Annotated in this window: 21 protein-coding genes; 10 read left to right on the forward strand and 11 right to left on the reverse strand. The window is 67.3% G+C overall.

Features of this window, described 5'->3' with window-relative positions:
* Window position 1 precedes the first annotated feature (1 nt).
* On the reverse strand, window positions 2-1471 hold the full coding sequence (gene gabD, locus ABIC50_RS29040) for an NADP-dependent succinate-semialdehyde dehydrogenase (protein ID WP_354168320.1): 1470 nt from the start codon (window positions 1469-1471) through the stop codon (window positions 2-4).
* 90 nt (window positions 1472-1561) lie between these two features.
* On the reverse strand, window positions 1562-2851 hold the full coding sequence (locus tag ABIC50_RS29045) for a 4-aminobutyrate--2-oxoglutarate transaminase (protein ID WP_354168321.1): 1290 nt from the start codon (window positions 2849-2851) through the stop codon (window positions 1562-1564).
* 119 nt (window positions 2852-2970) lie between these two features.
* On the opposite strand from ABIC50_RS29045, the gene pdxR reads away from it, so the two are divergent.
* A complete protein-coding gene (gene pdxR, locus ABIC50_RS29050; protein ID WP_354168322.1) occupies window positions 2971-4479 on the forward strand; it encodes a MocR-like pyridoxine biosynthesis transcription factor PdxR in 1509 nt (502 codons plus the stop codon).
* An 87-nt stretch (window positions 4480-4566) separates the two neighbouring features.
* Here the strand turns inward: pdxR and ABIC50_RS29055 are convergent, their stop codons facing one another.
* On the reverse strand, window positions 4567-5403 hold the full coding sequence (locus ABIC50_RS29055; protein WP_354168324.1) for an EamA family transporter: 837 nt from the start codon (window positions 5401-5403) through the stop codon (window positions 4567-4569).
* A 108-nt stretch (window positions 5404-5511) separates the two neighbouring features.
* Between ABIC50_RS29055 and selD the strand changes: the two genes are divergently transcribed.
* Window positions 5512-6576, forward strand: a complete 1065-nt coding sequence (gene selD / locus ABIC50_RS29060; RefSeq protein ID WP_012366916.1) for a selenide, water dikinase SelD — start codon at window positions 5512-5514, stop codon at window positions 6574-6576.
* Window positions 6577-6972: 396 nt separating this feature from the next.
* On the forward strand, window positions 6973-8052 hold the full coding sequence (locus ABIC50_RS29065) for a purine-nucleoside phosphorylase (protein ID WP_011659661.1): 1080 nt from the start codon (window positions 6973-6975) through the stop codon (window positions 8050-8052).
* Between the two features lie 236 nt (window positions 8053-8288).
* Here the strand turns inward: ABIC50_RS29065 and ABIC50_RS29070 are convergent, their stop codons facing one another.
* Both ABIC50_RS29070 and ABIC50_RS29075 read right to left on the reverse strand, forming a co-directional pair.
* Window positions 8289-8585: a DUF4148 domain-containing protein gene (locus ABIC50_RS29070; protein WP_354168326.1), complete on the reverse strand. Its 297-nt coding sequence runs from the start codon at window positions 8583-8585 to the stop codon at window positions 8289-8291.
* 320 nt (window positions 8586-8905) lie between these two features.
* Window positions 8906-9592 (reverse strand): response regulator transcription factor, encoded by a 687-nt coding sequence (locus tag ABIC50_RS29075; RefSeq protein WP_138849574.1) that lies wholly within the window; start codon window positions 9590-9592, stop codon window positions 8906-8908.
* 252 nt (window positions 9593-9844) lie between these two features.
* Between ABIC50_RS29075 and ABIC50_RS29080 the strand changes: the two genes are divergently transcribed.
* Window positions 9845-10162, forward strand: a complete 318-nt coding sequence (locus ABIC50_RS29080) for an H-NS histone family protein (RefSeq protein WP_011659658.1) — start codon at window positions 9845-9847, stop codon at window positions 10160-10162.
* 232 nt (window positions 10163-10394) lie between these two features.
* Complete coding sequence (locus ABIC50_RS29085; protein ID WP_354168328.1) at window positions 10395-11075, forward strand: hypothetical protein; 681 nt, start codon at window positions 10395-10397, stop codon at window positions 11073-11075.
* 53 nt (window positions 11076-11128) lie between these two features.
* On the opposite strand, the gene ceoR is transcribed toward ABIC50_RS29085, so the two are convergent.
* The gene (ceoR, locus tag ABIC50_RS29090; RefSeq protein WP_354168330.1) at window positions 11129-12133 is read right to left on the reverse strand and encodes a putative multidrug efflux transcriptional regulator CeoR; all 1005 of its coding nucleotides are present in this window, start codon (window positions 12131-12133) and stop codon (window positions 11129-11131) included.
* Window positions 12134-12303: 170 nt separating this feature from the next.
* On the opposite strand from ceoR, the gene ABIC50_RS29095 reads away from it, so the two are divergent.
* Genes ABIC50_RS29095 through opcM form a run of 4 tightly spaced genes read left to right on the forward strand, consistent with a single transcriptional unit; the run spans window position 12304 to window position 19211 of the window.
* The gene (locus tag ABIC50_RS29095) at window positions 12304-13164 is read left to right on the forward strand and encodes an alpha/beta hydrolase (protein ID WP_011659656.1); all 861 of its coding nucleotides are present in this window, start codon (window positions 12304-12306) and stop codon (window positions 13162-13164) included.
* A 31-nt stretch (window positions 13165-13195) separates the two neighbouring features.
* Window positions 13196-14413 carry a multidrug efflux RND transporter periplasmic adaptor subunit CeoA gene (gene ceoA / locus ABIC50_RS29100; protein WP_105830484.1) on the forward strand — a complete coding sequence of 406 codons (1218 nt, stop codon included), beginning with the start codon at window positions 13196-13198 and terminating at the stop codon, window positions 14411-14413.
* A gap of 45 nt (window positions 14414-14458) precedes the next feature.
* Entirely contained in the window at window positions 14459-17659 is a 3201-nt protein-coding gene (gene ceoB / locus ABIC50_RS29105) for a multidrug efflux RND transporter permease subunit CeoB (RefSeq protein ID WP_354168332.1), read from the forward strand.
* Window positions 17660-17669: 10 nt separating this feature from the next.
* Window positions 17670-19211, forward strand: a complete 1542-nt coding sequence (gene opcM, locus ABIC50_RS29110) for a multidrug efflux transporter outer membrane subunit OpcM (RefSeq protein WP_175714104.1) — start codon at window positions 17670-17672, stop codon at window positions 19209-19211.
* 182 nt (window positions 19212-19393) lie between these two features.
* Here opcM and ABIC50_RS29115 read toward each other — a convergent pair whose 3' ends face one another.
* Complete coding sequence (locus ABIC50_RS29115; protein WP_354168334.1) at window positions 19394-20284, reverse strand: LysR family transcriptional regulator; 891 nt, start codon at window positions 20282-20284, stop codon at window positions 19394-19396.
* A 98-nt stretch (window positions 20285-20382) separates the two neighbouring features.
* On the opposite strand from ABIC50_RS29115, the gene ABIC50_RS29120 reads away from it, so the two are divergent.
* Window positions 20383-20823, forward strand: coding sequence for a PACE efflux transporter (locus ABIC50_RS29120; protein WP_354168336.1), 441 nt, complete (start codon window positions 20383-20385; stop codon window positions 20821-20823).
* A gap of 92 nt (window positions 20824-20915) precedes the next feature.
* Here the strand turns inward: ABIC50_RS29120 and ABIC50_RS29125 are convergent, their stop codons facing one another.
* The 4 genes from ABIC50_RS29125 to ABIC50_RS29140 all read right to left on the reverse strand — a co-directional run bounded on the left by ABIC50_RS29125 (window position 20916) and on the right by ABIC50_RS29140 (window position 25658).
* Window positions 20916-21767 (reverse strand): alpha/beta fold hydrolase, encoded by an 852-nt coding sequence (locus tag ABIC50_RS29125; RefSeq protein WP_138849567.1) that lies wholly within the window; start codon window positions 21765-21767, stop codon window positions 20916-20918.
* 268 nt (window positions 21768-22035) lie between these two features.
* The gene (locus ABIC50_RS29130; RefSeq protein ID WP_354168338.1) at window positions 22036-22377 is read right to left on the reverse strand and encodes a DUF3579 domain-containing protein; all 342 of its coding nucleotides are present in this window, start codon (window positions 22375-22377) and stop codon (window positions 22036-22038) included.
* Between the two features lie 25 nt (window positions 22378-22402).
* Window positions 22403-23764 carry a sigma-54-dependent transcriptional regulator gene (locus ABIC50_RS29135; protein ID WP_354168340.1) on the reverse strand — a complete coding sequence of 454 codons (1362 nt, stop codon included), beginning with the start codon at window positions 23762-23764 and terminating at the stop codon, window positions 22403-22405.
* Window positions 23754-25658: a sensor histidine kinase gene (locus tag ABIC50_RS29140; RefSeq protein ID WP_354168341.1), complete on the reverse strand. Its 1905-nt coding sequence runs from the start codon at window positions 25656-25658 to the stop codon at window positions 23754-23756. The genes ABIC50_RS29135 and ABIC50_RS29140 overlap by 11 nt, the downstream gene beginning before the upstream one ends.
* Window positions 25659-25725 lie beyond the last annotated feature (67 nt).

The following is a 25725-nucleotide window of genomic DNA, read 5'->3' on the forward strand; positions in this document are numbered from 1 at the left end:
ATCAAACAGCCAGGCACAGGTACTTGATCACGACGTAGTCGTCGATGCCGTAGTGCGAGCCTTCGCGGCCGAGGCCCGACTGCTTGACGCCGCCGAACGGCGCGACTTCGTTCGAGATCAGGCCCGTGTTCACGCCGACCATCCCGTATTCGAGCGCTTCGGCGACCTTCCACACGCGGCCGATGTCGCGACTGAAGAAGTAGGCGGCCAGGCCGAACTCGGTGTCGTTCGCGAGGCGGATCACCTCGTCGTCGCTGCTGAACTTGAACAGCGGCGCGAGCGGCCCGAACGTCTCTTCCTTCGCGACCTTCATCGCCGGCGTGACGCCCGTCAGCACGGTCGGCTCGAAGAAGCCGTGGCCGAGCGCATGGCGCTTGCCGCCCGTCACGACGGTCGCGCCCTTCGCGAGCGCGTCCTCGATGTGCGCCTCGACCTTCAACACGGCCGCTTCGTTGATCAGCGGACCCTGCGTGACGCCCGGCTCCGTGCCGCGACCGACCTTCAGCTCGCCGACCGCCGCCGCGAGCTTCTGCGCGAACTGGTCGTACACGGCTTCGTGCACGTAGAAGCGGTTCGTGCACACGCACGTCTGGCCGCTGTTGCGGTATTTCGACGCGATCGCGCCCTGCACGGCCGCATCGAGATCGGCGTCGTCGAACACGATGAACGGCGCGTTGCCGCCGAGCTCCAGCGACACCTTCTTGACCGTCGCCGCGCATTGCGCCATCAGCAGGCGGCCGACCGGCGTCGAGCCGGTGAACGACAGCTTGCGCACGATCGGGTTCGACGTCAGCTCGCCGCCGATTGCCTTCGGGTCGCCCGTGACGACGCTGAACACGCCGGCCGGCACGCCCGCGCGCTCGGCCAGCACGGCCATCGCGAGCGCGGAGAACGGCGTCGCCTCGGCCGGCTTCACGACGATCGGGCAGCCTGCCGCGAGCGCCGGGCCGACCTTGCGGGTGATCATCGCCGCCGGGAAGTTCCACGGGGTGATCGCCGCGCACACGCCGATCGCTTCCTTCGTCACGACGATGCGCTTGTCGCTCGCCGGCGTCGGAATCGTGTCGCCGTACACGCGCTTGCCTTCTTCCGCGAACCACTCGAGGAACGATGCCGCGTAGCCGATCTCGCCCTTCGCCTCGGCCAGCGACTTGCCCTGCTCGGTGGTGAGGATCAGCGCGAGGTCGTCGGCGCTTTCCATCATCAGGTCGTGCCACTTGCGCAGGATCGCCGCGCGCTCCTTCGCGGTCTTCTTGCGCCACGCCGGCCATGCGGCGTTCGCGGCGTCGATCGCGTGACGCGTCTCGGCCGTGCCCATCGCCGGCACGGTGCCGAGCAGGCCGCCGGTCGCCGGGTTGCGGACTTCGAACGACTCGCCGTTCGCCGCGCCTTGCCATTCGCCGTTGACGTACGCCTGCTGGCGGAACAGCGACGGGTCTTTCAGTGCCAGGGTTTCCTGAACCGTGCTCATATGAATAGCCTGCTTTGAAAAAGGACGGATGAAACGGCCGCCGCCGTCATGAAGACGGCGGCGGCGCAATCAATTGAAGACGGCGGGAACTCAGGCCGGCACGCCGACCGTCTCCTTCAGCACTTCCTCGAGGATCACGAGCGCTTCGTCGAACACGGCCTGGGGAATCGTCAGCGGGAACAGGAAGCGCACGACGTTCGAGTACACGCCGCACACGAGCAGCAGCAGCCCGCGCTCGAGTGCACGCGCCTGCACGCGCTTCGTGAAGTCGGCGTCCGGCTCGCCCGAACCCGGCTTCAGGAACTCGACCGCGACCATCGCGCCCGGGCCGCGCACGTCGGCGATCTGCGGCACGTCGGCCTGCAGCGAATTCAGCTTCGCCTTCAGCACGTCGCCGAGTTGCGTCGCGCGCTCGCACAGTTTCTCTTCGTCGATGATCTCGAGCACCGCGTGCGCCGATGCGACCGCCAGCGGGTTGCCCGCGTAGGTGCCGCCGAGGCCGCCGGGAGCCGCCGCGTCCATCACGTCGGCACGGCCGACGACGCCCGACAGCGGCATGCCGCCCGCGAGGCTCTTCGCCATCGTGATCAGATCGGCCAGCACGTCGTAGTGCTGCATCGCGAACAGCTTGCCGGTGCGGGCGAAGCCGGTTTGCACTTCGTCGGCGATCAGCAGGATGCCGTGTTCGTTACAGATCTTGCGCAGCGCGCGCACGAACTCGGCCGGCGCCGCGTAGAAGCCGCCTTCGCCCTGCACCGGTTCGAAGATGATCGCGGCGACGCGCTTCGGATCGATGTCGGCCTTGAACAGCATCTCGATCGCCTTGATCGAGTCGGCCGTGCTCACGCCGTGCAGCGCGTTCGGGTACGGGGCGTGGAACACGTCGCCCGGGAACGGGCCGAAGTTCAGCTTGTACGGGGCGACCTTGCCGGTCAGCGCCATGCCCATCATTGTGCGGCCGTGGAAGCCGCCCGAGAACGCGATGACACCCGGACGGCCGGTCGCGGCGCGTGCGATCTTGATCGCGTTTTCGACGGCTTCGACGCCGGTCGTGAAGAAGGCCGTCTTTTTCGGGAAGTCGCCCGGCGCGCGTTCGTTGATCTTCTCGGCCAGCTCGACGTACGACGCGTACGGGACGATCTGGTAAGCGGTGTGCGTGAAGCTGTTCAGTTGCTCCGTGATCGCCTTGACGATCTTCGGGTGGCGATGGCCCGTGTTCAGCACCGCGATGCCGGCGGCGAAATCGATGAAGCGGCGGCCTTCGACATCCCACAGCTCCGCATTCTCGGCGCGGGCTGCGTAGAAATCACACATCACGCCGACGCCGCGCGGGGTGGCGGCGTTCTTGCGGGCCTGCAGGTCGGCATTCTTCACGGTCATCTCCTTGATGTCTGTCCGGTGGGATAAAAATCGGCCGCGTTGGCAGCCCATGGAGGCGACTATAATCACATTTGGCTCTGACAATCAGAGCCATTTCAATAAATAATCAGGAGCCAATCATGCGCGCAAGCGTGTTGTCGGACTGGCTGGCGCAGCGCCTCGTGCGCGGCGGCGAACAGCCGATCTACCGACAGCTGCATCGGCTGCTGCAGCAGGCGATCCTGTCGCGCGAACTGCCGGCCGGCACGCGCGTGCCGTCGTCGCGGCTGCTCGCGGCCGAGCTCGGGATCGCCCGCAACACGGTCACGCAGGTTTACGAACAGCTTGCGCTCGAAGGCTATGTGAACTCGGCTACCGGGCGCGGCACGTTCGTCGCCGACAGCGCGCCGGACGAGATCGTCGGCGCACCGCCCGATCCGGCCGCGGGCCCGGCGGTGGTGCCATCGTCGGCGCGGCGGCTGTCCGTGCGCGGCACGCGGCTCGTTGAAGGCGCGGGCGTGTCGAAGCGCCAGGGCGGCGCGTTCATGCCGGGCGTGCCGGACGTGTCGCGCTTTCCGGCGCGCGTGTGGACGCGGCTGCACAACAAGTACTGGCGGCGCTTGCGCCCGGATCTGCTGACCTACGCGCCGGGCGGCGGGCTCGCGCTGTTGCGCGAGGCGCTGGCCGACTACCTGCGCACGTCGCGCTCGGTGCGCTGCACGCCCGAGCAGATCGTGATCACGACCGGCATCCACCAGTCGATCGACCTCGCGGTGCGGCTGCTGACCGATCCGGGCGACGCCATCTGGACCGAGGATCCGTGCTATTGGGGCGTGCGCAGCGTGCTGAACGTGTCGGGGCTGACCACGCGGCCGATTCCGGTCGACGACGAGGGGATCGCGCCATCGGCCGCCGATCTGGCCGAGCCGCCGAAGCTGATGCTCGTCACGCCGTCGCACCAGTATCCGCTCGGGATGGTGATGAGCCTCGCGCGGCGGCGGATGCTGCTCGAATACGCGCGCCAGCACGGCTGCTGGATCATCGAGGACGACTACGACAGCGAATTCCGCTACGGCAGCCGGCCGCTCGCGTCGCTGCAGGGGCTCGATACGGCCGGGCAGGTGATCTACGTCGGCAGTTTCGGCAAGACGCTGTTCCCGGGGCTGCGGGTCGGCTATCTGGTCGCGCCGGAGCCGCTCGCGGAAAGCTTCGCGACCGCGAGCGCCGAGCTGTACCGCGAGGGTCAGCTGCTGCAGCAGGCCGTGCTCGCCGAGTTCATCGCGGAAGGGCACTTCGTGTCGCATATCCGCAAGATGCGCACGCTGTACGGGCAGCGCCGCGAGGTGCTGCTCGATGCGGTCGCGCGCCGCTACGGCGAGACGCTGCACGCACTCGGCAGCGACGCCGGGCTGCATCTCGTCACGCAATTGCCCGATGGCGTCGACGATCGCGCGGTCGCGCAGGCCGCGCTCGAACGCAATATCGTCGTGCGGCCGCTGTCCGGCTATTACGCGGAACGCGAACGCGCGGCGTCGGGGTTGCTGCTCGGCTATGCGTGCGTGCCGGAAGACGAGATCGCGACGGCGTTCGCGACGCTCGCCGAGGCGATCGACGAGCGGGCGTTCGGCGAGGTCGTTGCGCCGGCTTGACGGGGCGTTGCGACGGCGCTGTTGCGGCGTGGTGCGGGATGTCGAGACGCGGCCGGCGCATGCGTTGCGCGGCGCGCCTGCGCTCGCTCAAAGCCGGATCAGCGCCGCGCCCGCGACCACCAGCGCGCATGCGGCGAGCCGCTGCGCGCCGGGCCGCTCGCGCATCACGAACCAGCCGATCGCGACCGCGAAGATCGAGCTCGTCTCGCGCAGCGCCGAAACCGTCGCGACCGGCAGATGCCGGTACGCGAGGATCACGATTCCGTACGCGGCGAGGGAGATCGTGCCGGCGATCGCGCCCTGCGTGAGCGCGGCGCGCGAACCGAGCACCGCGCGTGGGCCGCCGCGCAGCGCGCAGACCAGCACGAGCTGCGGCACGCTCCACAGCAGGTACACCCACGCGATGTAGCCGAGCGCGCTGCCGGACACGCGCGAGCCGACGCCGTCGCAGATCGAATACACGGCAATGAACACGCCGGTGAGCAGCGCATACGGCACGCCTTCCCCGGAGAACCTGAAGCCGCGCCGCAGCGCGAGCGACATGATGCCGAACGACACCAGCGCGATACCTGCGAAGCCGAACGGGGTCGGCTGCTCGTGCAGCGCCGCCAGCGCGAGCACCGACACGAGCAGCGGCGAGATCCCGCGCGCGATCGGATAGATCTGGCCGAACTCGCCGTTGCGGTACGCACGCGCGAGCGTGAAACAGTAGGCGACCTCGAGCGCGGCCGACGCGGCGATGTACGGCCACGCGGCCGGCGCCGGCGCGGGCAGTAGCGCGGCGCCGGCCGCGCCGAATGCGAGATACGGCAGCGACATCGTGCCGAGCTGCACGAGCCGATCCTCGCTGACATGCAGGAATGCATTCCAGATCGCGTGCAGCAGCGCGGAGCACAGCACGAGGCCGATGAAGAGGTGATCCATGAACGAAGATGGGGGCGGGAGCGGCGGGCGCCGTCAATTATGTGGGTATCGGGCGCGCTCGCGCGGAATTGTCGATAATGGAACGTTGTTATTCACCGGATGCCGACGATGACCGAAGCCACCCTTACCCCGCCCGCCGTTCCGCGCCTCACGAGCCTGTCGCACGGGGGCGGCTGCGGCTGCAAGATCGCGCCGGGCGTGCTGTCCGAGCTGCTGAAGCGCGCGACGCCGCCGGCGTTGTTCCCGGATCTGCTGGTCGGCACCGAGACCTCCGACGACGCGGCCGTCTACCGGCTGAACGACGAGCAGGCGATCGTCGCGACGACCGACTTCTTCATGCCGATCGTCGACGATCCGTTCGACTTCGGCCGCATCGCGGCGACCAACGCGCTGTCGGACGTCTACGCGATGGGCGGCAAGCCGATTCTCGCGCTCGCGCTGGTCGGGATGCCGATCAACGTGCTGCCGCACGAGACGATCGCGGCGATCCTGCGCGGCGGTGAATCGGTGTGCGCGGAGGCCGGCATTCCGGTCGCGGGCGGCCATTCGATCGATTCGGTCGAGCCGATCTACGGACTCGCGGCGATCGGCGTCGTGCACCCGTCGCGCGTGAAGCGCAACGCGGCCGCGCGCGCGGGCGACGTGCTCGTGCTCGGCAAGCCGCTCGGCGTTGGGGTGCTGTCGGCCGCGCTGAAGAAGAACCAGCTCGATGCCGCGGGCTACGCGCAGATGGTCGCCACCACCACCAAGCTGAACCGACCGGGCGCCGAGCTCGCCGCGCTGCCGGGCGTGCATGCGCTGACCGACGTCACGGGCTTCGGGCTGCTTGGCCACACGCTCGAGCTCGCCCGCGGCGCGAACCTCACTGCCCGCGTGCATTACGCGTCGCTGCCGTGGCTCGCGGGTGTCGAGGCGTTCGTCGCCGACGGCGTGTTCACCGGTGCGTCGGGGCGCAACTGGGCCGCGTACGGCACCGATGTCCGGCTCGCCGACGGGCTGCCGCCCGTCGCGCAGGCGCTGCTGACCGATCCGCAGACGTCGGGCGGGCTGCTGGTCGCGTGTGCGCCGGAAGCGGTGGACGACGTGCTCGCCTGCTTCCGCGCCGACGGTTTCGACCGCGCGGCCGTGATCGGCGAGATGGTGGACGGGCCGTCGCGCGTCGACGTTGCCTGACGCCGCATTCATACCGCGGATCATTTTGACGTGGTTAGAATCGATGCCTTCCGTCGAAGGCATCGAGGACCGGTGAACGATTTCCTGTTCGGGCTGACGATCGCGTTGTCGGTCGGGCCCGTTGCGCTGCTTGGCGTGGCGGTTGTGCGAGCACGGCCGGCGTGTCGATAGATCGCATAGTATTCCTGATGTTCTTTCGTGCAGCGGACGTCGATTGCAGCGCAATTGCGCGCGAATTCCGACGCATGCCGTCATGCGTTGCACGCGCATCGCACCAGCACCGCAGCACCGCCCGCCGTTTCGTAGTCGGGTTCCGCATCACGCAGGCGCGTTCTATACTCCTCGCGCAGTCTCCGACAGCCGTTCTCACCCAACATCCCGAAACAAGGAACGCCGATGCTGACTCGCTCCATCCTTTCCGCCGCCGCCTTCTCGCTCGCGGCCTGTGCGACCGCGCCGTCGATCGCGCAGGACAACCCCGGCAACAACGCGGGCAACGCCGCATTCGCCGAGACCGGTGCACAGGGCCGCCCGGTCAAGGTCATGATCATCACGATGTTCGGTCCGGAGGGTCAGGCGTGGCTCGACCGTATCGGCCCGTGGCGCGACATCGCCGTGCCGGGCCTGTCGCCCGACTACCCGAATGTCCACTGCAACAAGCAGGACGTGTGCGTGGTCACGACCGGCATGGGCTATGCGAACGCGTCGGCGACGATCATGGCGCTCACGTTCTCGCAGCGCTTCGACCTGCGCCGCACGTATTTCCTGATCTCGGGCATCGCGGGCGTCGACCCCGCGCAAGGCACGGTCGGCTCCGCGGCATGGTCGAAATACCTGGTCGATTTCAGCCTGCAGTGGGAGCTCGATGCGCGCGAGATTCCGGCCGGCTGGAACACGGGCTTTCTCGGCATCAACACGAAGAGTCCGAACGACAAGCCGCCGCTCGACTATCGCACCGAAGTGTTCCAGCTCAATCCGCAGCTGACCGACGCCGCGTATGCGCTGTCGCGCAACGTCGTGCTCGCCGACAGCGCGCAGGCCCAGGCCGCGCGCGCGAAGTTCACGTACGCGCCGGCGAACCGGCCGCCGACGGTGATCCAGTGCGACACGTCATCGGGCAACACGTGGTTCTCGGGCACGCTGATCGGCGAGCGCGCGCGTCAGTGGACGAAGATTCTGACCGACGGCAAGGGCACCTACTGCATGACCGCGCAGGAAGACAACGCGACGTTTGAAGCGCTCAAGCGCGCGGCGAGCGTGAAGCGCGTCGACCTGTCGCGCGTCGCGGTGCTGCGCACCGGGTCCGACTTCGACCGGCCGTATGCGGGGCAGACGAGCGCGGACAACCTGCTGAACTACGCGGACCAGGGCGGCTTCGCGCCGGCGACCGAGAACCTCTACCGCGCGGGTAATCCGCTCGTCCAGGACATCGTCACGCACTGGGGCGAGTGGCGTGACGGCGTGCCGCGCCGTTGACGGCAGCACGACGGCATCAGCGGTACGTCGACGTGGCGATCAGTGCGACGACCGCGGCGCCGAACGGAACGGCGTCCAGACCGGCGTGGTGTCGTCCCAATGATCGAGCGGCGAAGGAAGTTGATCGTTCATCACAGGCTCCTGCAACTGACTAACTAATTGACTCACTCATCGCGTGTTCGACAGCGATGTCACGACGCCGCGCACCGGATCATCCGCTGCGCGGCGTTGCACGTTTACCGGCCCCCGCCAGCGAGCTGGTTGCTTTCCGGCATCGAGCGATACGGGCCTTGCGCGAGTTCGAGCCCTTGCGGATACGAATTCGCCTTGCGCAGCCAGGCCAGCGTGCCGTCGCGGCGTGCCTGCACGACTTCCGCGCTGACTTCGGCGCGGGTGCGCGGACCATTGTTGTGTTGCGTGTACGACGACGCGTTGCCGTAGTCGCCGGCTTGCGGGTTGTTCGTATCGGCGAAGGCCGGTGCGGACACGGCGAGTGCGAGGGCGAGCGCGGAGAGAAGGTGGCGGCGGTTCATGACGTAACTCCTGTGTTGGTCGGAGTTGGCGCGCGGGCGCTGGCTCCGGTCCCGTCAAACGGGGCTGTTCGATGCGCAACGAGGTGCGCGACAGGGTTTACTCTAGGTGTCCGCCCGGTTGCGATAAATGGCACTGCCGCGAATTGAATTGTCGTCAGCGCGGAACAATCGCATTCCACACGGCCATCAGGGCGACGAACCGCGCCGCACCCCCATGCCGCAAGGGCGACAGCGGTGCGACGCGTATCGCGCGTTGGGTGATGCGATTGTCCTTGCCGGCGCAAAGGTCTCTTCTGTGCCGCGCATCGAATGCTCGCGCGTCAGACCGCTTCGATCCGGTAGCCGAGCGTGTAGACCGCGCTGAGACGCACGCCGTTCGACGGCTGAAGCGCGAGTTTCGTGCGCAATCGGTAGATGTGCGTGTCGAGGCTGCGGGACGCGCCGGCCATGTCGCGTCCCCATAGCGAACGGATCAGCGCTTCGCGCGGCATGATGCGGCCGAAATGGCGAAACAGCAGGACCGCGAGTTCGAATTCGCGCGGCGTCAGCTTCACCGGGGTGCCGTTCACCCATATCTCGCGCGCCTTCGTATCGATCCGGTAGATGCCGATGTCCAGCACGTCCTGCTGGATATCGCCGCCCTGATAGGCGCGGCGCAGCAATGCGTTGATGCGCGCCAGCAATTCGAAATGATTGATCGGCTTGATCATATAGTCGTCGGCGCCCGCCGTGATCGCGGAAAAAACCTCGTTTTCGTGCGCGCGGATCGTCAGGAACAGGATCGGCAGCGTGCCGCCGATCCGTTCGCGTGCCCATTTGAGCACTTCGAAGCCGGACAGGCCCGGTACCTCCCAGTCCAGGATCAGCAGATCGACGACCGTGCGTTCGAGATGGCGGATCGCCTCATGGCCGTTGGCGACGGAATGCACGCTGTGTCCCGCCTCTCCGAGTATCGAATTGATGAGTTCGACATACGTCGTGTCGTCCTCGAGATATAGAACGTGCATGGTGGGTGCACCTATTTGTCGCGTGTGGTGATATCGAGCCGGACGCAACGCGGATAGCGCGGATTCGCGCCCGGCTTGGCGCCGGATGTCGGCCGGCGATCCGCGGCGCATGTTCGCATGGGTCCGATTCGGGAAATTGTCAACAATTCTGAACGCGGCAGCCATGAACATGGAAGCTTCGGATCGAGTGTCGTAGCATTTTAGTAATCCAAATCAATGGGATTCTGGAGGAGTTGCTCGGGGAGGATGGTCATGCTGGTGTACAAGTCGTTCATGGAAAAGAAGGCGCTGCTCGAGGAGCAACTGGTTCGGGAGCGACTCGCGATTGCGACGATGGTGTTGCTCGAAATCCGGCAGTGCATCGAGGAATTCGGATTTGGCGTCAAGGACGTGTTTCCCGCCCAGAGCGGTGCGCCGGGGAAGCGGCGACGGGTGAAATACTTCAACCCGGAAACGGGGCAGGCCTGGTCGGGAGTGGGGCGGGAACCGGTATGGTTGCGCGGTCAGGATCGAGACCGGTTTCTGATCGACTCGGAATCGCATGAGCAACCTGAAGATGAGGAATCCTGATCGTGAAGTCGATAAAAAAACGTCGAATGGCCATCGAGGGTGTCCGTGCCGCTTGCCGGGTCGATGTGGCCGCGAATCGTTGGCAATCCAACGCACGGGGGCGGAGAACGGCCGCACGATCGACGGAACCTCGTCGAAAATGGAACCGGTTCCAGAGATTACAGTTTGATTATATCAGTTCTCGCAATGGTCACCCCGGTTGCTGCTCCCGGCGCACGGGAAGGGGGCGTCGATGATCGCGGACGTGAACCAGCCGGACGGCGGGGACCTCATGCCCGAGCGCATTTGCGTCGGCGTCGGCGTGACGCGCGAGATCATCGAAGTGTGCGCTTCGTCGATGCGACTCGTGTTCGGCTATCGGAACGAGACGTTCGGCATCGAATCGTTGACCGATGCGATTGCCGAGTGGTCACCGGCGCTCGTGGTGGTGGAATCGGCCGGCGGCTACGAGTGCGAAGCGGCGTGCGCGCTGCAGGCGGCACGCTTGCCGGTGGCGGTCGTTCATCTGCATCAGGCCCGTGCGTTCATCGCGCGCTCGCTCGACTTGCCGCTCGAGGGGAAAGGGGCCCATGCGCGCATGATGACGGAACTGGCGTGCATGCTCGATGACGCGCCGTCGAGCCCCCGGTTTGCCGAGCCGCTTGCCGACCCGCAACTGCAGCATGTCCAGGCGCTGGTGCAACGCCGGCGGCAACTCGCGCGCACGCTGATGGCGGAATACCAGCTTCTGGCTCGATGCCACCCGAGCGTACGCGGCGGGATCGAGCAGACCATCGCGTTCCTCAGCAACCAGATCGGCGTGGTCGAACGTCACTGTGGACGGCAGGTTCGCGCGCAGCGCGTCGGCGCGGCGAGGGCGCTCGCGCGGGTGGTGAGGCGGTCCGGCCGCGCCGCGCGCTCGTCAGGCCGGTGAGCGCGCGGATGAAGCGTAGAGGGCAAGCGGAGCGCTTGCCCCACCGTCGCTCTTTACGCGACCCACTCGTTGATGACCGGCGTGTCGAGCACCGGCGCGCGCTCGGCTTCCTCGAACGTGCGCTTGCTGCACGTCGCGTCGAGGCTGCCCTTGCCGCTCAGCAGCGGGCAGCGGTCGAACACTTCGGCGATCCAGTCGACGAACACGCGCACCTTCGGCGACAGGTGTCGGCTGTGCGGATACACGACCGAGATCGGCATCGGCAGCGGCTTCAGGCCGGGCAGCACTTCCTTGAGCCGGCCGTCGCGCAGGTGCGGCAGCACCATGAACAGCGGCGGCTGGATCAGCCCGAAGCCTTCGAGCCCGCACGTCACGTACGCGTCGGCGTCGTTGACCGACACGATCGCGTTCATCTTGACCTCGACTTCCTTGCCATCGGTCAGGAACGTCCAGTCGATCGTGCGGCCCGTGCGGCTCGAGAAGTAATTGACGGCCTTGTGATCGCCCAGGTCCTCGATCGTCTGCGGTTCGCCGTACTTCTCCAGATACGCGGGCGCCGCGACCGAAACGCATTCGAACAGGCCGACGCGGCGCGCGACGAGCGACGAGTCCTGCAGCGCACCGACGCGGATCACGCAGTCGACGCCTTCCTGCAGCAGGTCGACCGGCCGGTCGGACAGGCCGAGCTGCAGATCGATGTCCGGATAGCGCGTATGGAATTCGCATAGGGACGGGATCACGAGCAGCCGCCCGATCGAGCCCGGCATGTCGATACGCAACTTTCCGTGCGGCTTCCGGTTGTTCGCCTGGAAGCTCGCTTCGGTTTCCTCGACATCGGCGAGGATCCGCACGCACCTTTCGTAGTACGCGGCGCCGTCCGGCGTGAGCGACAGCCGGCGCGTGGTCCGGTGCATCAGGCGCACGCCGAGGAAAGCTTCCAGATTCTGGATGATCGTCGTGACGGACGCCCGCGGCAGCCCGAGCGTTTCTGCTGCCTTGGTGAAGCTGCTTGTATCGACGACGCGAGTAAACACCTGCATGGCCTGAAGCCGGTCCATCACAACCTCCGCAATCTTATGACCGGAACAACAAGGCTGCGCTACCTCATGGGTAAACGCAGCCTGGGATTGTTCGGGGGTGTTGAATTGTGTTGCCGGATTATAGGCATTTATCCCGATGTCTGCCGGACCCAGAATTCGTTCCATCTCGAAATGGATCCTGCATCGTCATGGACGCTTCTGAATTCAGCAAATTCCTGAAAGCCGCATTGCCCGCCGAAGCCAGAGCCGGCGCGGCACTGACGGTCGCGGAGGTGGAAATCCCCGGCTACGCGCAGGACATCTCGCTGCGCCTCTATCGGCGCGCGGACAAGACCGGACTGCCGGTAGTGCTTTACTTCCACGGCGGCGGTTTCGTGCGCGGCTCGCTCGACGACGCCGACTTCGCCGCGCGCTTTTTAGCAGAACGCTTACCAGCTCTCGTAGTGTCGGTCGATTATTCGCTCGCGCCGGCCTTTCCTTTTCCGGCCGCGCCGGAGGATGCGTATCGCGCCGCCGTGTGGGCCGCGACCCGCGCCCGCGCGTTCGGCGGCAATCCGAAGAAGATCGGCGTCGCGGGCCACGACGCGGGCGGCCAGCTCGCGAACTGTCTCGCGTTCATCGCGCGCGATCGCGGCGAAGTGTCGATCGCCGCGCAGGCGCTGTTCGGGCCGATGCTCGACCCGAGCATGACGCGCATCGGCGATGCCGAGCGCCTGTCATCCGACATCACCGCGCGCGAATGCGCGGCCTGTTATCGCGCCTATCTGCCGCAGGCGGCGCAGCGCATGCACCCGTATGCGGCGCCGCTCGAATCGGTGCGCCTCGCGGGCCTGCCGCCGACGCTCGTCGTCACCGCGCAGAACGACGTGCTGCACGTCGAAGCGGAGAAATATGCGGGCTGCCTGATTTCATCGGGCGTGCTCACGCAGGTGATCCGCTACCCGGACGTCACGCACGCGGCGCTCGCGACGCACGAAGCCGCGCTCGAGGAAGCCGTGCGCTTCTTCCAGTGCCGCTTCCAGGCGCGCCAGCCGAACCGTTCCGAATAACCAGACCAATCCACGCTTACTGGAGATCCACATGGCCATCCTACGCACCTCCCGTTCCCGAATCGCCACCGCGGCGATCGTGACGCTCGCCGTCGTCGGCCTCGGCACGTTCGGCGCGATGCGCGTGAGCGCGAACGCGCCCGAAAAGGCGGCGGCGCCGCTGCCCGAAGTCGACGTCGCGACCGTCGTGCCGCAGACCGTCACCGATTGGCAAAGCTATTCGGGCCGCCTCGAGGCGGTCGAGAAAGTCGACGTGCGCCCACAGGTGTCGGGCACGATCGTCGCGGTGAACTTCAAGGACGGCGCGCTCGTGAAGAAAGGCGACGTGCTGTTCGTGATCGATCCGCGCCCGTACCAGGCGGAAGTCGACCGTGCCGCGGCACAGCTCGCCGGCGCGCAGGCACGCAACGGCTACGCGCAGAGCGACTGGCAGCGCGCGCAGCGGCTGATCGGCGACAACGCGATCGCCAAGCGCGACTACGACGAGAAGCAGAACGCCGCACGCGAGGCGAGCGCGAACCTGAAGGCCGCCGAAGCCGCGCTGGAGACGGCACGCATCAACCTCGGCTATACGCGGATCACGGCACCGGTCGCGGGCCGCGTGTCGCGCGCGGAAATCACGCTCGGCAACGTCGTGTCGGCCGGTGCGTCGGCCGCGCCGCTGACGACGCTGGTGTCGGTGTCGCCGATCTACGCATCGTTCGACGCGGACGAGCAGACCTACCTGCAATACATCAACGGCGCGCGCAACGGCCGCAAGGTGCCGGTCGAGCTCGGTCTCGCGAACGAAACCGGCTACTCGCGCAGCGGCGAGATCGACTCGGTCGACAACCGGCTCGACACGTCGTCCGGGACGATCCGCGTGCGCGCACGCTTCGACAATGCGGACGGTGCGCTCGTGCCCGGCCTTTACGCGCGCGTGAAGGTGGGCGGCAGCGCGCCGCACCAGGCACTGCTCGTGGACGACGCGGCGATCAACACGGACCAGGACAAGAAGTTCGTGTTCGTCGTCGACCAGCAGGGCCGCGTGTCGTATCGCGAAGTGCAGCAGGGGATGCAGCACGGCAACCGGCGCGTCATCGTGAGCGGGCTTTCCGCCGGCGACCGCGTGATCGTGAACGGCACGCAGCGCGTACGACCCGGCGAGCAGGTGAAGCCGCACATGGTCCCGATGACGGGCGGCGATGCGCCGTCCGCGCCGCTCGCGAGCACCGCGAAGCCGGCCGCACCGGCGAAGGCGGATTCGTAAGCGGCCCGCCGCTTCGCTTCCGCGTTCAACCAGACAGAGCAACTCATGAATATTTCCAAATTCTTTATCGACCGGCCGATCTTTGCAGGAGTCCTATCGGTGATCATCCTGCTCGGCGGGGTGATCGCGATGTTCCTGTTGCCGATTTCGGAGTATCCGGAAGTCGTGCCGCCTTCCGTGATCGTGAAGGCGCAATACCCGGGCGCGAACCCGAAAGTGATCGCCGAGACGGTCGCGTCGCCGCTTGAAGAGCAGATCAACGGCGTCGAGGACATGCTCTACATGCAGTCGCAGGCGAACAGCGACGGCAACATGACGATCACCGTCACGTTCAAGCTCGGCACCGATCCGGACAAGGCCACGCAGCTCGTGCAGAACCGCGTGAACCAGGCGCTGCCGCGCCTGCCGGAAGACGTGCAGCGGCTCGGCATCACCACGGTGAAGAGCTCGCCGACGCTGACGATGGTGGTCCACCTGATCTCGCCGGACAACCGCTACGACATGACCTACCTGCGCAACTACGCGCTGATCAACGTGAAGGATCGCCTGTCGCGGATCCAGGGCGTCGGCCAGGTGCAGCTGTGGGGTTCGGGCGACTACGCGATGCGCGTGTGGCTCGATCCGCAGAAGGTTGCGCAGCGCGGGCTGGCTGCCGAGGACGTCGTGCGGTCGATCCGCGAGCAGAACGTGCAGGTCGCGGCCGGCGTGATCGGCGCGTCGCCGTCGTTGCCGGGCACGCCGCTGCAGCTGTCGGTGAACGCGCGCGGCCGTCTGCAGACGGAAGACGAGTTCGGCGACATCGTCGTGAAGACGACGCCGGACGGCGGCGTCACGCACCTGCGCGACATCGCGCGCATCGAGCTCGACGCGTCCGAGTACGGGCTGCGCTCGCTGCTCGACAACAAGCCGGCCGTCGCGATGGCGATCAACCAGTCGCCGGGCGCGAACTCGCTGCAGATCTCCGACGAAGTGCGCAAGACGATGGCCGAGCTCAAGCAGGACATGCCGGCCGGTATCGACTACAAGATCGTCTATGACCCGACGCAGTTCGTGCGTTCGTCGATCAAGGCCGTCGTGCATACGCTGCTCGAGGCGATCGCGCTGGTCGTGATCGTCGTGATCGTGTTCCTTCAGACCTGGCGCGCGTCGCTGATTCCGCTGATCGCGGTGCCGGTGTCGATCATCGGCACGTTCTCGCTGCTGCTCGGCTTCGGCTATTCGATCAACGCGTTGTCGTTGTTCGGGATGGTGCTCGCGATCGGTATCGTGGTCGACGATGCGATCGTGGTGGTCGAGAACGTCGAGCGCAACATCGAAAGCGGGATGAACGCGCGACAGGCGACCTACAAGGCGATGCAGGAAGTGAGCGGGCCGATCATCGCGATCGCGCTGACGCTCGTCGCCGTGTTCGTGCCGCTCGCGTTCATGTCGGGCCTGACCGGCCAGTTCTACAAGCAGTTCGCGATGACGATCGCGATCTCGACGGTGATCTCGGCGTTCAACTCGCTGACGCTGTCGCCGGCGCTGTCGGCGATCCTGCTGAAGGGGCATGGCGACAAGGAGGACTGGCTCACGCGCGTGATGAACCGCGTGCTCGGCGGTTTCTTCAAGCGCTTCAACAAGGTGTTCCATCGCGGCGCGGAGAATTACGGCCGCGGCGTGCGCGGCGTGCTGTCGCGCAAGACGCTGATGCTCGGCGTGTACCTCGTGCTGGTGGGCGCGACCGTGCTGGTGTCGAAGGTCGTGCCGGGCGGTTTCGTGCCCGCGCAGGACAAGGAATACCTGATCGCGTTCGCGCAGCTGCCGAACGGCGCGTCGCTCGACCGCACCGAGAAGGTGATCCGCGACATGGGCTCGATCGCGCTGAAGCAGCCGGGCGTCGAGAGCGCGGTCGCGTTCCCGGGGCTGTCGGTGAACGGCTTCACGAACAGCTCGAGCGCGGGCATCGTGTTCGTCACGCTCAAGCCGTTCTCGGAACGGCACGGCAAGGCGCTGTCGGCCGGTGCGATCGCCGGTGCGCTGAACCAGCAGTACGGCGCGATCAAGGACTCGTTCGTCGCGGTGTTCCCGCCGCCGCCGGTGCTCGGCCTCGGCACGCTCGGCGGGTTCAAGATGCAGATCGAGGATCGCGGGGCAGTGGGCTACGCGAAACTGTCGGACGCGACCAACGACTTCATCAAGCGCGCGCAGCAGGCGCCGGAACTGGGCCCGTTGTTTACGAGCTACCAGATCAACGTGCCGCAGCTCAACGTCGATCTCGACCGCGTGAAGGCGAAGCAGCTCGGCGTGCCGGTCACCGACGTGTTCAACACGATGCAGGTGTATCTCGGCTCGCTGTACGTGAACGACTTCAACCGCTTCGGGCGCGTGTACCAGGTGCGCGTGCAGGCCGATGCGCCGTTCCGCCAGCGCGCGGACGACATCCTGCAGCTGAAGACGCGCAACGACAAGGGCGAGATGGTGCCGCTGTCGTCGCTCGTCACGGTGACGCCGACGTTCGGCCCGGAAATGGTCGTGCGCTACAACGGCTACACGGCGGCCGACATCAACGGCGGCCCGGCGCCGGGCTTCTCGTCGGGGCAGGCGCAGGCCGCGGTCGAGCGCATCGCGCATGAAACGCTGCCGCGCGGCGTGCGGTTCGAATGGACCGACCTCACGTACCAGCAGATCCTGGCGGGCGATTCGGCGATGTGGGTGTTCCCGATCAGCGTGCTGCTCGTGTTCCTGGTGCTCGCCGCGCTGTACGAAAGCCTGACGCTGCCGCTCGCGGTGATCCTGATCGTGCCGATGAGCATTCTGTCGGCGCTCACGGGCGTGTGGCTCACGCAGGGCGACAACAACATCTTCACGCAGATCGGCTTGATGGTGCTGGTGGGGCTGTCGGCGAAGAACGCGATCCTGATCGTCGAATTCGCACGGGAACTGGAGCATGACGGCAGGACGCCGCTCGAGGCCGCGATCGAGGCGAGCCGGCTGCGGCTGCGCCCGATCCTGATGACGTCGATCGCATTCATCATGGGCGTCGTGCCGCTCGTCACGTCGACGGGTGCGGGCTCGGAGATGCGGCATGCGATGGGTATCGCGGTGTTCTTCGGGATGCTCGGCGTGACGCTGTTCGGGCTGATGCTGACGCCGGTGTTCTACGTGGTGCTGCGCACGCTCGCGGGCGGCAAGATCCACGTCGCCGGGAAGGACTCCGCCGGCTATGGCGTGTCGCCGTCGGGCGCGTCGGCTTCGGATGCTTGAGGACAACAAGATGGACAACATGTACAACTCGAATGGCCTGATGCGCTTCGCGAAGGTGGCGGCCGCGAGCACCCTGCTCGCGACGCTGCTCGCCGCGTGCGCGGTGGGCCCGGACTACAAGCGCCCGGACGTGTCGACGCCCGCGGCGTTCAAGGAAGCGCCGACGCTCGCGGCCGGGGAACAGGCCGGCACGTGGAAGACCGCCGAACCGGCGGACGGCGAGCATCGCGGCGAATGGTGGAAGGTGTTCGGCGATCCGGTGCTCGACTCGCTCGAGGCGCAGGCGCTCGCCGCGAACCAGAACCTGAAGGCCGCGGCGGCGCGCGTCGAGGAAGCGCGTGCGGCGACCCGCACCGCGCGCTCGCAGTGGTTCCCGCAGGTCGGCGCCGGGTTCGGGCCGACGCGCCAGGGGCTGTCGTCGGCGTCGCAGCTCCAGCCGCAGGGCACGGGGCCGACCAACGCGACGCTGTGGCGCGCACAGGGCACCGTGTCTTACGAGGCCGACCTGTTCGGCCGCGTGAGCCGCAACGTCGAGGCGTCGCGCGCCGACCAGGCGCAGAGCGAAGCGCTGTTCCGCTCGGTGCAGCTCGCGCTGCAGGCGGACGTCGCGCAGAACTACTTCGAACTGCGCCAGCTCGATTCCGACCAGGACCTGTACCGCCGCACGGTCGAGCTGCGCGACCAGGCGCTGAAGCTCGTGCAGCGTCGCTTCAACGAAGGCGACATCAGCGAGCTCGACGTGTCGCGCGCGAAGAACGAACTGGCGACCGCGCAGGCCGATGCGGTCGGCGTCGCGCGCCGGCGCGCGGCATCCGAGCATGCGCTCGCGATCCTGCTCGGCAAGGCGCCCGCGGACTTCGCGTTCAAGGAAACGCCGATCGTGCCGGTCGCGGTGAAGGTTCCGGCGGGACTGCCGTCCGCGCTGCTCGAACGGCGCCCGGACGTGTCGGCGGCCGAGCGCGCGATGGCGGCGGCGAACGCGCGGATCGGCCTCGCGAAGTCGGCGTATTTCCCGAAGCTCGATATCACGGGCGCGTTCGGGTATGAGGCGTCGACGCTCGGCAACCTGTTCCTGTGGTCGAGCCGCACGTTCCTGCTCGGACCGTTCGCCGGCACCGCGCTGACGCTGCCGCTGTTCGACGGCGGGCGGCGTGCAGCCGGTGTGCAGCAGGCGCGCGCGCAGTACGACGAGCAGGTCGCGAACTACCGGCAGCAGGTGCTCGTCGCGTTCCGCGAGGTCGAGGACAACCTCGCCGATCTGCGTCTGCTCGACGACCAGATTCGCGCGCAGGATGCGGCCGTCAACGCGTCGCGCCGTGCGGCGACGCTGTCGCGGACGCAGTATCAGGAAGGCGAAGTGGCCTATCTGGACGTGATCGACAGCGAGCGGTCGGTGCTGCAGTCGCAATTGCAGGCGAACCAGCTGACCGGTGCGCAGGCCGTGTCGACCGTGAACCTGATTCGCGCGCTGGGTGGTGGCTGGGGGAATGCACCGGCACCGACGGCGGTTGGCGATGCGGCGACGGGCAAGGCGGACGTGGCGGCGCGCTGAGCGTGAACGGCGGGCGATTCGTCGCCCGTCAGCCGCGAATCGAAGAACCCCGGCATGCAGGCTCAGGCCTGCATGACCGGGGTTTTTTCATGGTGCGCTGGCTTATACCGCAACTAACGGTCAGGCTCATCCTGCGCCTGCGGACCGGGCGTGCGGCGGCGGTGTGCCTCCGCACGCCCCAATCAGGCTGCGTGGCCTTCAGCCCGCAGGGCCCGCACCAGTTCGCTCGCCGCCTTGCCGAGCCCCGTATGCTTCGGCCGCCGCAGATACACCGGCAGCAGCAGCCCGTTGCGGATGTTCGCGAACACGAGCGGCGCGAGCTCGCCGGCATAGACGTATCGGCCGATCGTCGATTCGGGCAGGTTGGCCCAGCCGTGGCCGGCCTTGACCAACGCGATCGCGGTCGCCATGTCGGTCACTTTCCACGTGCGATTTCCGATCACCGGTCGCACGTCGGTGAGCGGCCGTTCCGGATCGGCGATCACGATCTGCCGGAACCCCGACAACCGCTCGATCGCCTCCGGCTGCGCGGCTTCGGCGATCGCCGGATGTCCCGGCGCGGCAACGGCAATCAACGTCTCGGTCCACAGCGCGTGGATCTGTTCCTGCGGATGAAGATCGAGCCCGCCGTACGCGACGCACAGATCGACGGCGCCGCGATGCAGCGCGTCGACGATCGCGTCCTGCGGCGCGGTGACGATGTTGATCGCGAGCGCCGGATACTTCGCGGCGACGGCGTTCAGCGCGCGCGCAACGGGCGCGCCGTCGAGCTCCGCCGCGAGCCCGAGCCGCAGCGTGTCCTCGACGCCTTCCGACAGATGCTGCGCATGCGCGCGCAGCGCCTGCAGCCGTTCGGCGATCGACCGCGCATCGGGCAGCAGCGCGGCCATCGCGGCGGTCGGCGTCGGCTCGCGCGTGCCGCGATCGAACAGCACGAGGTCCAGCTCGGCCTCGAGATTCGCGATCGCCATGCTGACGGCCGACGGCGTGCGACCGAGCGCACGCGCGGCGGCCGAGAACGAGCCCTTGTCGATGACGGTCAGCAGCATGTCGATGTGGTCGCTGGTCAGCACGTGCGGCCTCCTGTCAGAAAAATTGAAAGCACCTGACTTTTGCGGGCGAAGTGCGCGCTGTAGTCTCGCCACCTGGTTCGATACGAAGGTGATGGGTCATGCAAGGATGGAAGAGACGCATAGTCTACGTCGTGATGTTCGAGGTGCTCGGCATCCTCGTCGCGTCGTCGGTACTCGGCATGCTGAGCGGCGCGAGCGCGACGACGAGCGGCCTGCTCGGCGTGATGATCTCGACGACGGGCGTCACCGTCAATTTCCTCTACAACTTCGGCTTCGAGGCGTGGGAGCGGCGGCGTGCGGAAACCACGCGCACCGTCGGGCGGCGCATCGTGCATGCGATCGGATTCCAGATCGCGCTCGTGACGTTCCTGATCCCGCTGATCGCGTGGTGGCTCGACGTGTCGCTGCTGCAAGCGTTCCTGTACGACGCGGTGCTGATCGTGTTCTTCCCGATCTTCACGTTCGTGTACAACTGGTCGTTCGACAGCGTGTTCGGATTGCCGGATGCGGTGACGCGCAAGGCCGAGCCGGTCGCGTAACGCATGGGAGCGCGAAGCAATGCGGGAGCCCGCGTCGTTTCGCGTCGAAAGAGAAGGGGGGTAGCGGGCGGATCGAATGCCGCCCGAGCGCGTTACGCGGCGACGAACTCGTGCACGAAACGGTTGAACACCGCGGGGCTTGCCGCGTTCATCCCATGCGACGCACCGGCGACGGTCTGCCGTTGCGCATCGCCGATCCACTGCGACAGCGTGTCGACGTTGTTGCGGAACATCTTCGGGCTGCGCTGGCCGTCGATCAGCAGCGTGCGGCACGCGATATCCGACGCCGCGTGCTGCGAATACGCAGGCAGCGGATCGCGCAGCTGCTTCGGCAGCGTGCTCGCGTTGTCGATCGCCATCGTGCGAAAGCGCGACGTGCTCTTCTTCCATGCGCCCGGCAGGCTCACCGAGTCGACGAACATCTCGAGGCCGGCTTCCACGTCACCTTGACCGATCAGGTTCACGGCCTTCGTGCGCAGCGCGATCGCGGCGGCCGGCAGCGCGGCTTCGCGCACGCCCGGCTGTTGCAGCGGACCGCCCGGATCGGCGAGCGTCAGCGACTCGACGAGGTGCGGATGCTGGCGCGCGACGTTGAACGCGACGCTGCCGCCACGCGAATGGCCGACCAGATGCACGGGGCCGAGATCGAGTGCGTCGATGAATTCGGCGAGCTCGTCGACGTGGTTCTGCCAGCTGAACTCGTCCTGGATGCCCGCTTCGACGGCCGGCCAGTAGTGGCTCAGGCTCGGCGCGATGCAGCGGTAATGTGCCGACAGCGATGCGAGTTGCGGATCCCAGTAGCGGTAGTCGCACAACGATCCGTGCACGAACACCATCGGCGCGCCGCTGCCCCGCTCGACATACGGCAGGCTGATGCCCGACGAAAGCGTCGCAAATTGCAGGTCCGGGTTCGCGAGCACCGACGGCTCGATTCGCATGTTCATGGCTGAAAGACTCAAAGGTGCGTCAACACGACGCAACTATGCATCACGGCGACCTGCAAGGAAAACGCATAATTTTCATCGCGACGATCAATTTTATTGATGGCTCGGCTGAAAACCCTTGTCGCAGCGTGGGGATGTATCGAAGCCTTCAATCATCTGACGATTCGTTTCGCCGCCGAACGCGCGTGCGAACGCCTGCGCACACGCGCATCGGAGGGGCAGAAGGAAAAAGGAAAAAGGGGAAAGGCCGCCGAACGCGGCCCCAGGATCACCGCACCGCCAGCGCGGGGGCTGTCTGAAGCTCGACGGGCAGATCGTTGTCGGCGGCGAACTGCATCGCGAAGTCGAATGCATCGGCACAGACGATGCGCAATTCGTCGGACACGAACAGGCATTTGGCGCCGCCGTCAACGACCGGCATCGCGAGCCGCGACAACGCGCACGGATAGCCGGGCCGCCGTTCGCCGACGAACAGCGTGATGACGCCCGCGAGCCGTTCGGGCCAGTCGCTCGGGCGGAAGGTTTTCTGCGCGCGGGTGATGCCGCGGATCAGGTGGCCGCGGGGTTGGCCAATGAGGCGGCCGCGTTCGGAGATGTCGATGCAATCCATGCCGTTGTGCGTATCCTCGTTCGCGTCATTCGCCGCCGTCGGCCGCCGCGTCGCCGCGCGCGGGAATCCGCAGGTTGCGCAGCTTGTGATAAAGCGTCTTCTTCGGCATGCCGAGTGCAACGCTTGCGTCCGCAACGTTGCCGTTGTGACGCCGCAGCATGTCCTCGATCAGCATCCGCTCGAAATACGCGAGCTGCTCCGCGAGCGTGCCGCCCGCCGTGGGCGCGCCGCCGGACGACAGCAGGCTGTCGCCGGTCAGGCCGAGCACGAAGCGGTCGGCCACGTTCTGCAGTTCGCGCACGTTGCCGGGCCACGCATGCGTCATCAGTTCGGACACCTGCGCAGCCGTGACGACGGGCGCCGGCTGCCCGAAGCGACGCGCGGCCGCGAGCACGAAATGCTCGAACAGCAGCGGCACGTCCTCGCGCCGTTCGCGCAGCGGCGGCAGCTCGATCTGCGCGACGTTGAGCCGATACAGCAAGTCCGCGCGGAAGCGTCCGTCGGCCGCGAGCTCGGCGAGATCGGCCTTCGACGCGGCGACGACGCGGCAGTCGACCGGAATCAGCTCGTTCGCGCCGAGCCGTTCGACCACGCGCTCCTGCAGCACGCGCAGCATCTTGATTTGCAGCGGAATCGGCATCGTCTCGATCTCGTCGAGGAACAGCGTGCCGCCGTGCGCCCATTCGATCTTGCCGATGCGTTTCTTGATCGCGCCCGTGAATGCGCCGGCCTCGTGGCCGAACAGCTCGCTCTCGAAGATCTGCTCGGGCAGGCCGCCGCAGTTCAGCGCGACGAAATGCGCGTCGCGCCGGCTGCCGAAGTCGTGCAGGCTGCGCGCGATCAGTTCCTTGCCGGTGCCCGTCTCGCCGGTGATCAGCACCGACACCGACGTATCGGCGAGGCGCAGGATCTTCTTGCGCACGTCGGCCATCGCGGGCGACTTGCCGAGCACGAGCGCCTCGATGCCCTGCCAGTTGTTGAGCGCCGCGCGCAGCCCCTGCACCTCCAGCGTGAGCCGGCGCTTCTCGACCGCGCGCGCGACGCGGCCGGCGATCACGTCCGACGAGAACGGCTTCTCGATGAAGTCGTACGCGCCGTCGTGCATCGCGCCGACGGCCGTCGAAATGTCGGCGTGGCCGCTGATCAGCACGACCGGGATCTGCGCATCGACGGCCATCACGCGTTCGAGCAGTTGCAGCCCGTCGATGCCGGGCATCCGCACGTCCGACACGATCACGATGGGCGCGCCGGGTGCGACGTGCGCGAGCGCGTCGGCGGCCGACGCGAACGCGTCGACCGGGAACCCGGCGAGCGCGACGGCCTGCTCGACGCCGATCCGGACGTTTTCATCGTCCTCGACGACCAGCACGCGAATCTCATCTTCCATGCTCTGTCCTTTGTTGCGGCGTCGCCGCCGCGAATTCGATGGTGAACTGCGCGCCGCCCGCGTCGCGGTTCGTCGCGGCGATCTTCGCGCCGAACGCCTCGACGATGCGCGACGTGATCGCGAGGCCGAGCCCGAGGCCCTGGCCGCGCGGCTTGGTGGTGACGAACGGCTCGAACAGGTGCGGCAGCACGTCGGGTGCGATGCCGGCACCGCTGTCGGCGACGGTGAAGCGCACGCGGCCGGGTTCGTCCTCATCGTTCGCATCGTCCACTTTGGCGGCTTCGATGACGATGCGCCGCACCGGCGCGTCGTGCACCGCATCGAGCGCGTTGCCGAGCAGGTTCACGATCACCTGCTGCAACTGGCTCGATTCGGCGGACACCGTCGTGCCCGGCGCGATGTTCACGTCGAGCTGCACGCCTTCGTCGCGAATCCGCGCATCGTAGATGAACCGCGCATGCGCGACGGCCTCGGTCAGCGACACGGCGACGCGCTCGACGTCGGGCTTGCGCGCGAAGGTCTTCAGCTCGCCGGTGAGCACCGCCATGCTGTCGACCAGCTTGCCGATCCGTTCGAGGTTGGCATATGCGGGCGCCGGCTGGCCGCGCTCGAAGAACGTGCGCGCGTTGTCGCACAGCGTGCGGATCGCGACGAGCGGCTGGTTCAGCTCGTGCGTGAGGCCGGCGGCCATCTGCCCGAGCACCGCGAGCTTGCCCGCGTGCACGACTTCCTGCTGCGAATCGCGCAGCCGCTGTTCGGTGCGCTCGCGTTCGACGATCTCGCGCTGCATTCGCTCGTTCGCGGCCGTCAGCGCGGCGGTGCGCTGCGCGACGGTCAGCTCGAGCCGGTCGTTCGCGCGGCGCAGCGCGTCCTGCGCGTTCAGCCGCGCGACGATCGCCCGACGGCGCTGGATCGCGTAGCCGGCCAGCAGCGCGGCGATCAGGAACGCGCCGGTGACGAACACGAACGCGGTCTCCTGCTGGCGCCGCGCGCTCGCGATGTCCAGCAGCACCATCAGCGAATCGCCGGCTTGCGGCGCGGGGCGCGACATCACGAGATAGCGCGTGTTGCGGCCGGCGTGACGCGGATCGGGAAACGTGCCGAACCACGCGGCGGCGCTGCGGTCGCCGATGTGGCGGTACGGCAGCACGTCGACCGTGCGGCCCGCGTATTGCCGCGACGCCTGGATGTCGCGCTGCTGCTGCGCGGTGATCGGGCGCAGCGCGGTGAATTTCCACGCCGGCTCGGTCGAGATCACGATCACGCCGTTGCCGTCGACCACCAGCGCCGCGACGCCCGGCGCGCGCCACGCGGATTCGAGCGGGTCGACGCTGATCTTCACGGCCGCCGCGCCGATCGGCGCGCCGTCGTCGCGCACCGCGCTCGCGAAGTAGACGCCCGGCACGCCGGTATTGGTGCCGATCCCGAAGAAGCGGCCGCTGCCGTGCGCGAGGGCGTCCTTGAAGTACGGCCGGTACGACACGTTCGTGCCGACGAAGCTGATCGTCTCGTTCCAGTTGCTGGCGGCGATCACTTCGCCGCGCAGGTCGATCACGTCGACCGCGCCGCTGCCCGCGTCGCGGTTCACGGCTTCGAGGTACGTGTCCACCGTGTGGGCGAGCGCGGGCCGGTCTTGCGGCGCGGCCTTCAGCAGCGCACGCACGCCGTCCTGGCGGGCGACCAGGCCGGGCAGGATCTCGAAGCGGCCGAGCTCGCTCTTCAGGCTCGACGCATACAGGTCGAGCCGGTGCGCGCCGGTTTCCTCCAGCGCGTCGATCGCACGTTCCCACGCGAAATCGACGGCCGCGCCCGCCACGCCGACATACAGTACGACGGCGGACGCCCAGCCCCACCACGGGATTCCCTTGAAGCTCTTCTGCACGTTCGCCCTCATCGAAGCCTGCAACCGGTCACCTGCAACCGATCGTCCGCTATCGGCCCTCCGCAACCGGCCGTCCGCA

Origin of the sequence: Burkholderia sp. 567, assembly GCF_040545115.1 — a bacterium.
GTDB lineage: Bacteria > Pseudomonadota > Gammaproteobacteria > Burkholderiales > Burkholderiaceae > Burkholderia > Burkholderia ambifaria.

Coding starts and splice junctions, on each gene's coding strand:
- gabD (WP_354168320.1), bottom strand. CDS start 1,471: ATGAGCACGGTTCAGGAAACCCTGGCACTGAAAGACCCGTCGCTGTTC.
- ABIC50_RS29045 (WP_354168321.1), bottom strand. CDS start 2,851: ATGACCGTGAAGAATGCCGACCTGCAGGCCCGCAAGAACGCCGCCACC.
- pdxR (WP_354168322.1), top strand. CDS start 2,971: ATGCGCGCAAGCGTGTTGTCGGACTGGCTGGCGCAGCGCCTCGTGCGC.
- ABIC50_RS29055 (WP_354168324.1), bottom strand. CDS start 5,403: ATGGATCACCTCTTCATCGGCCTCGTGCTGTGCTCCGCGCTGCTGCAC.
- selD (WP_012366916.1), top strand. CDS start 5,512: ATGACCGAAGCCACCCTTACCCCGCCCGCCGTTCCGCGCCTCACGAGC.
- ABIC50_RS29065 (WP_011659661.1), top strand. CDS start 6,973: ATGCTGACTCGCTCCATCCTTTCCGCCGCCGCCTTCTCGCTCGCGGCC.
- ABIC50_RS29070 (WP_354168326.1), bottom strand. CDS start 8,585: ATGAACCGCCGCCACCTTCTCTCCGCGCTCGCCCTCGCACTCGCCGTG.
- ABIC50_RS29075 (WP_138849574.1), bottom strand. CDS start 9,592: ATGCACGTTCTATATCTCGAGGACGACACGACGTATGTCGAACTCATC.
- ABIC50_RS29080 (WP_011659658.1), top strand. CDS start 9,845: ATGCTGGTGTACAAGTCGTTCATGGAAAAGAAGGCGCTGCTCGAGGAG.
- ABIC50_RS29085 (WP_354168328.1), top strand. CDS start 10,395: ATGATCGCGGACGTGAACCAGCCGGACGGCGGGGACCTCATGCCCGAG.
- ceoR (WP_354168330.1), bottom strand. CDS start 12,133: ATGGACCGGCTTCAGGCCATGCAGGTGTTTACTCGCGTCGTCGATACA.
- ABIC50_RS29095 (WP_011659656.1), top strand. CDS start 12,304: ATGGACGCTTCTGAATTCAGCAAATTCCTGAAAGCCGCATTGCCCGCC.
- ceoA (WP_105830484.1), top strand. CDS start 13,196: ATGGCCATCCTACGCACCTCCCGTTCCCGAATCGCCACCGCGGCGATC.
- ceoB (WP_354168332.1), top strand. CDS start 14,459: ATGAATATTTCCAAATTCTTTATCGACCGGCCGATCTTTGCAGGAGTC.
- opcM (WP_175714104.1), top strand. CDS start 17,670: ATGGACAACATGTACAACTCGAATGGCCTGATGCGCTTCGCGAAGGTG.
- ABIC50_RS29120 (WP_354168336.1), top strand. CDS start 20,383: ATGCAAGGATGGAAGAGACGCATAGTCTACGTCGTGATGTTCGAGGTG.
- ABIC50_RS29125 (WP_138849567.1), bottom strand. CDS start 21,767: ATGAACATGCGAATCGAGCCGTCGGTGCTCGCGAACCCGGACCTGCAA.
- ABIC50_RS29130 (WP_354168338.1), bottom strand. CDS start 22,377: ATGGATTGCATCGACATCTCCGAACGCGGCCGCCTCATTGGCCAACCC.
- ABIC50_RS29135 (WP_354168340.1), bottom strand. CDS start 23,764: ATGGAAGATGAGATTCGCGTGCTGGTCGTCGAGGACGATGAAAACGTC.
- ABIC50_RS29140 (WP_354168341.1), bottom strand. CDS start 25,658: ATGAGGGCGAACGTGCAGAAGAGCTTCAAGGGAATCCCGTGGTGGGGC.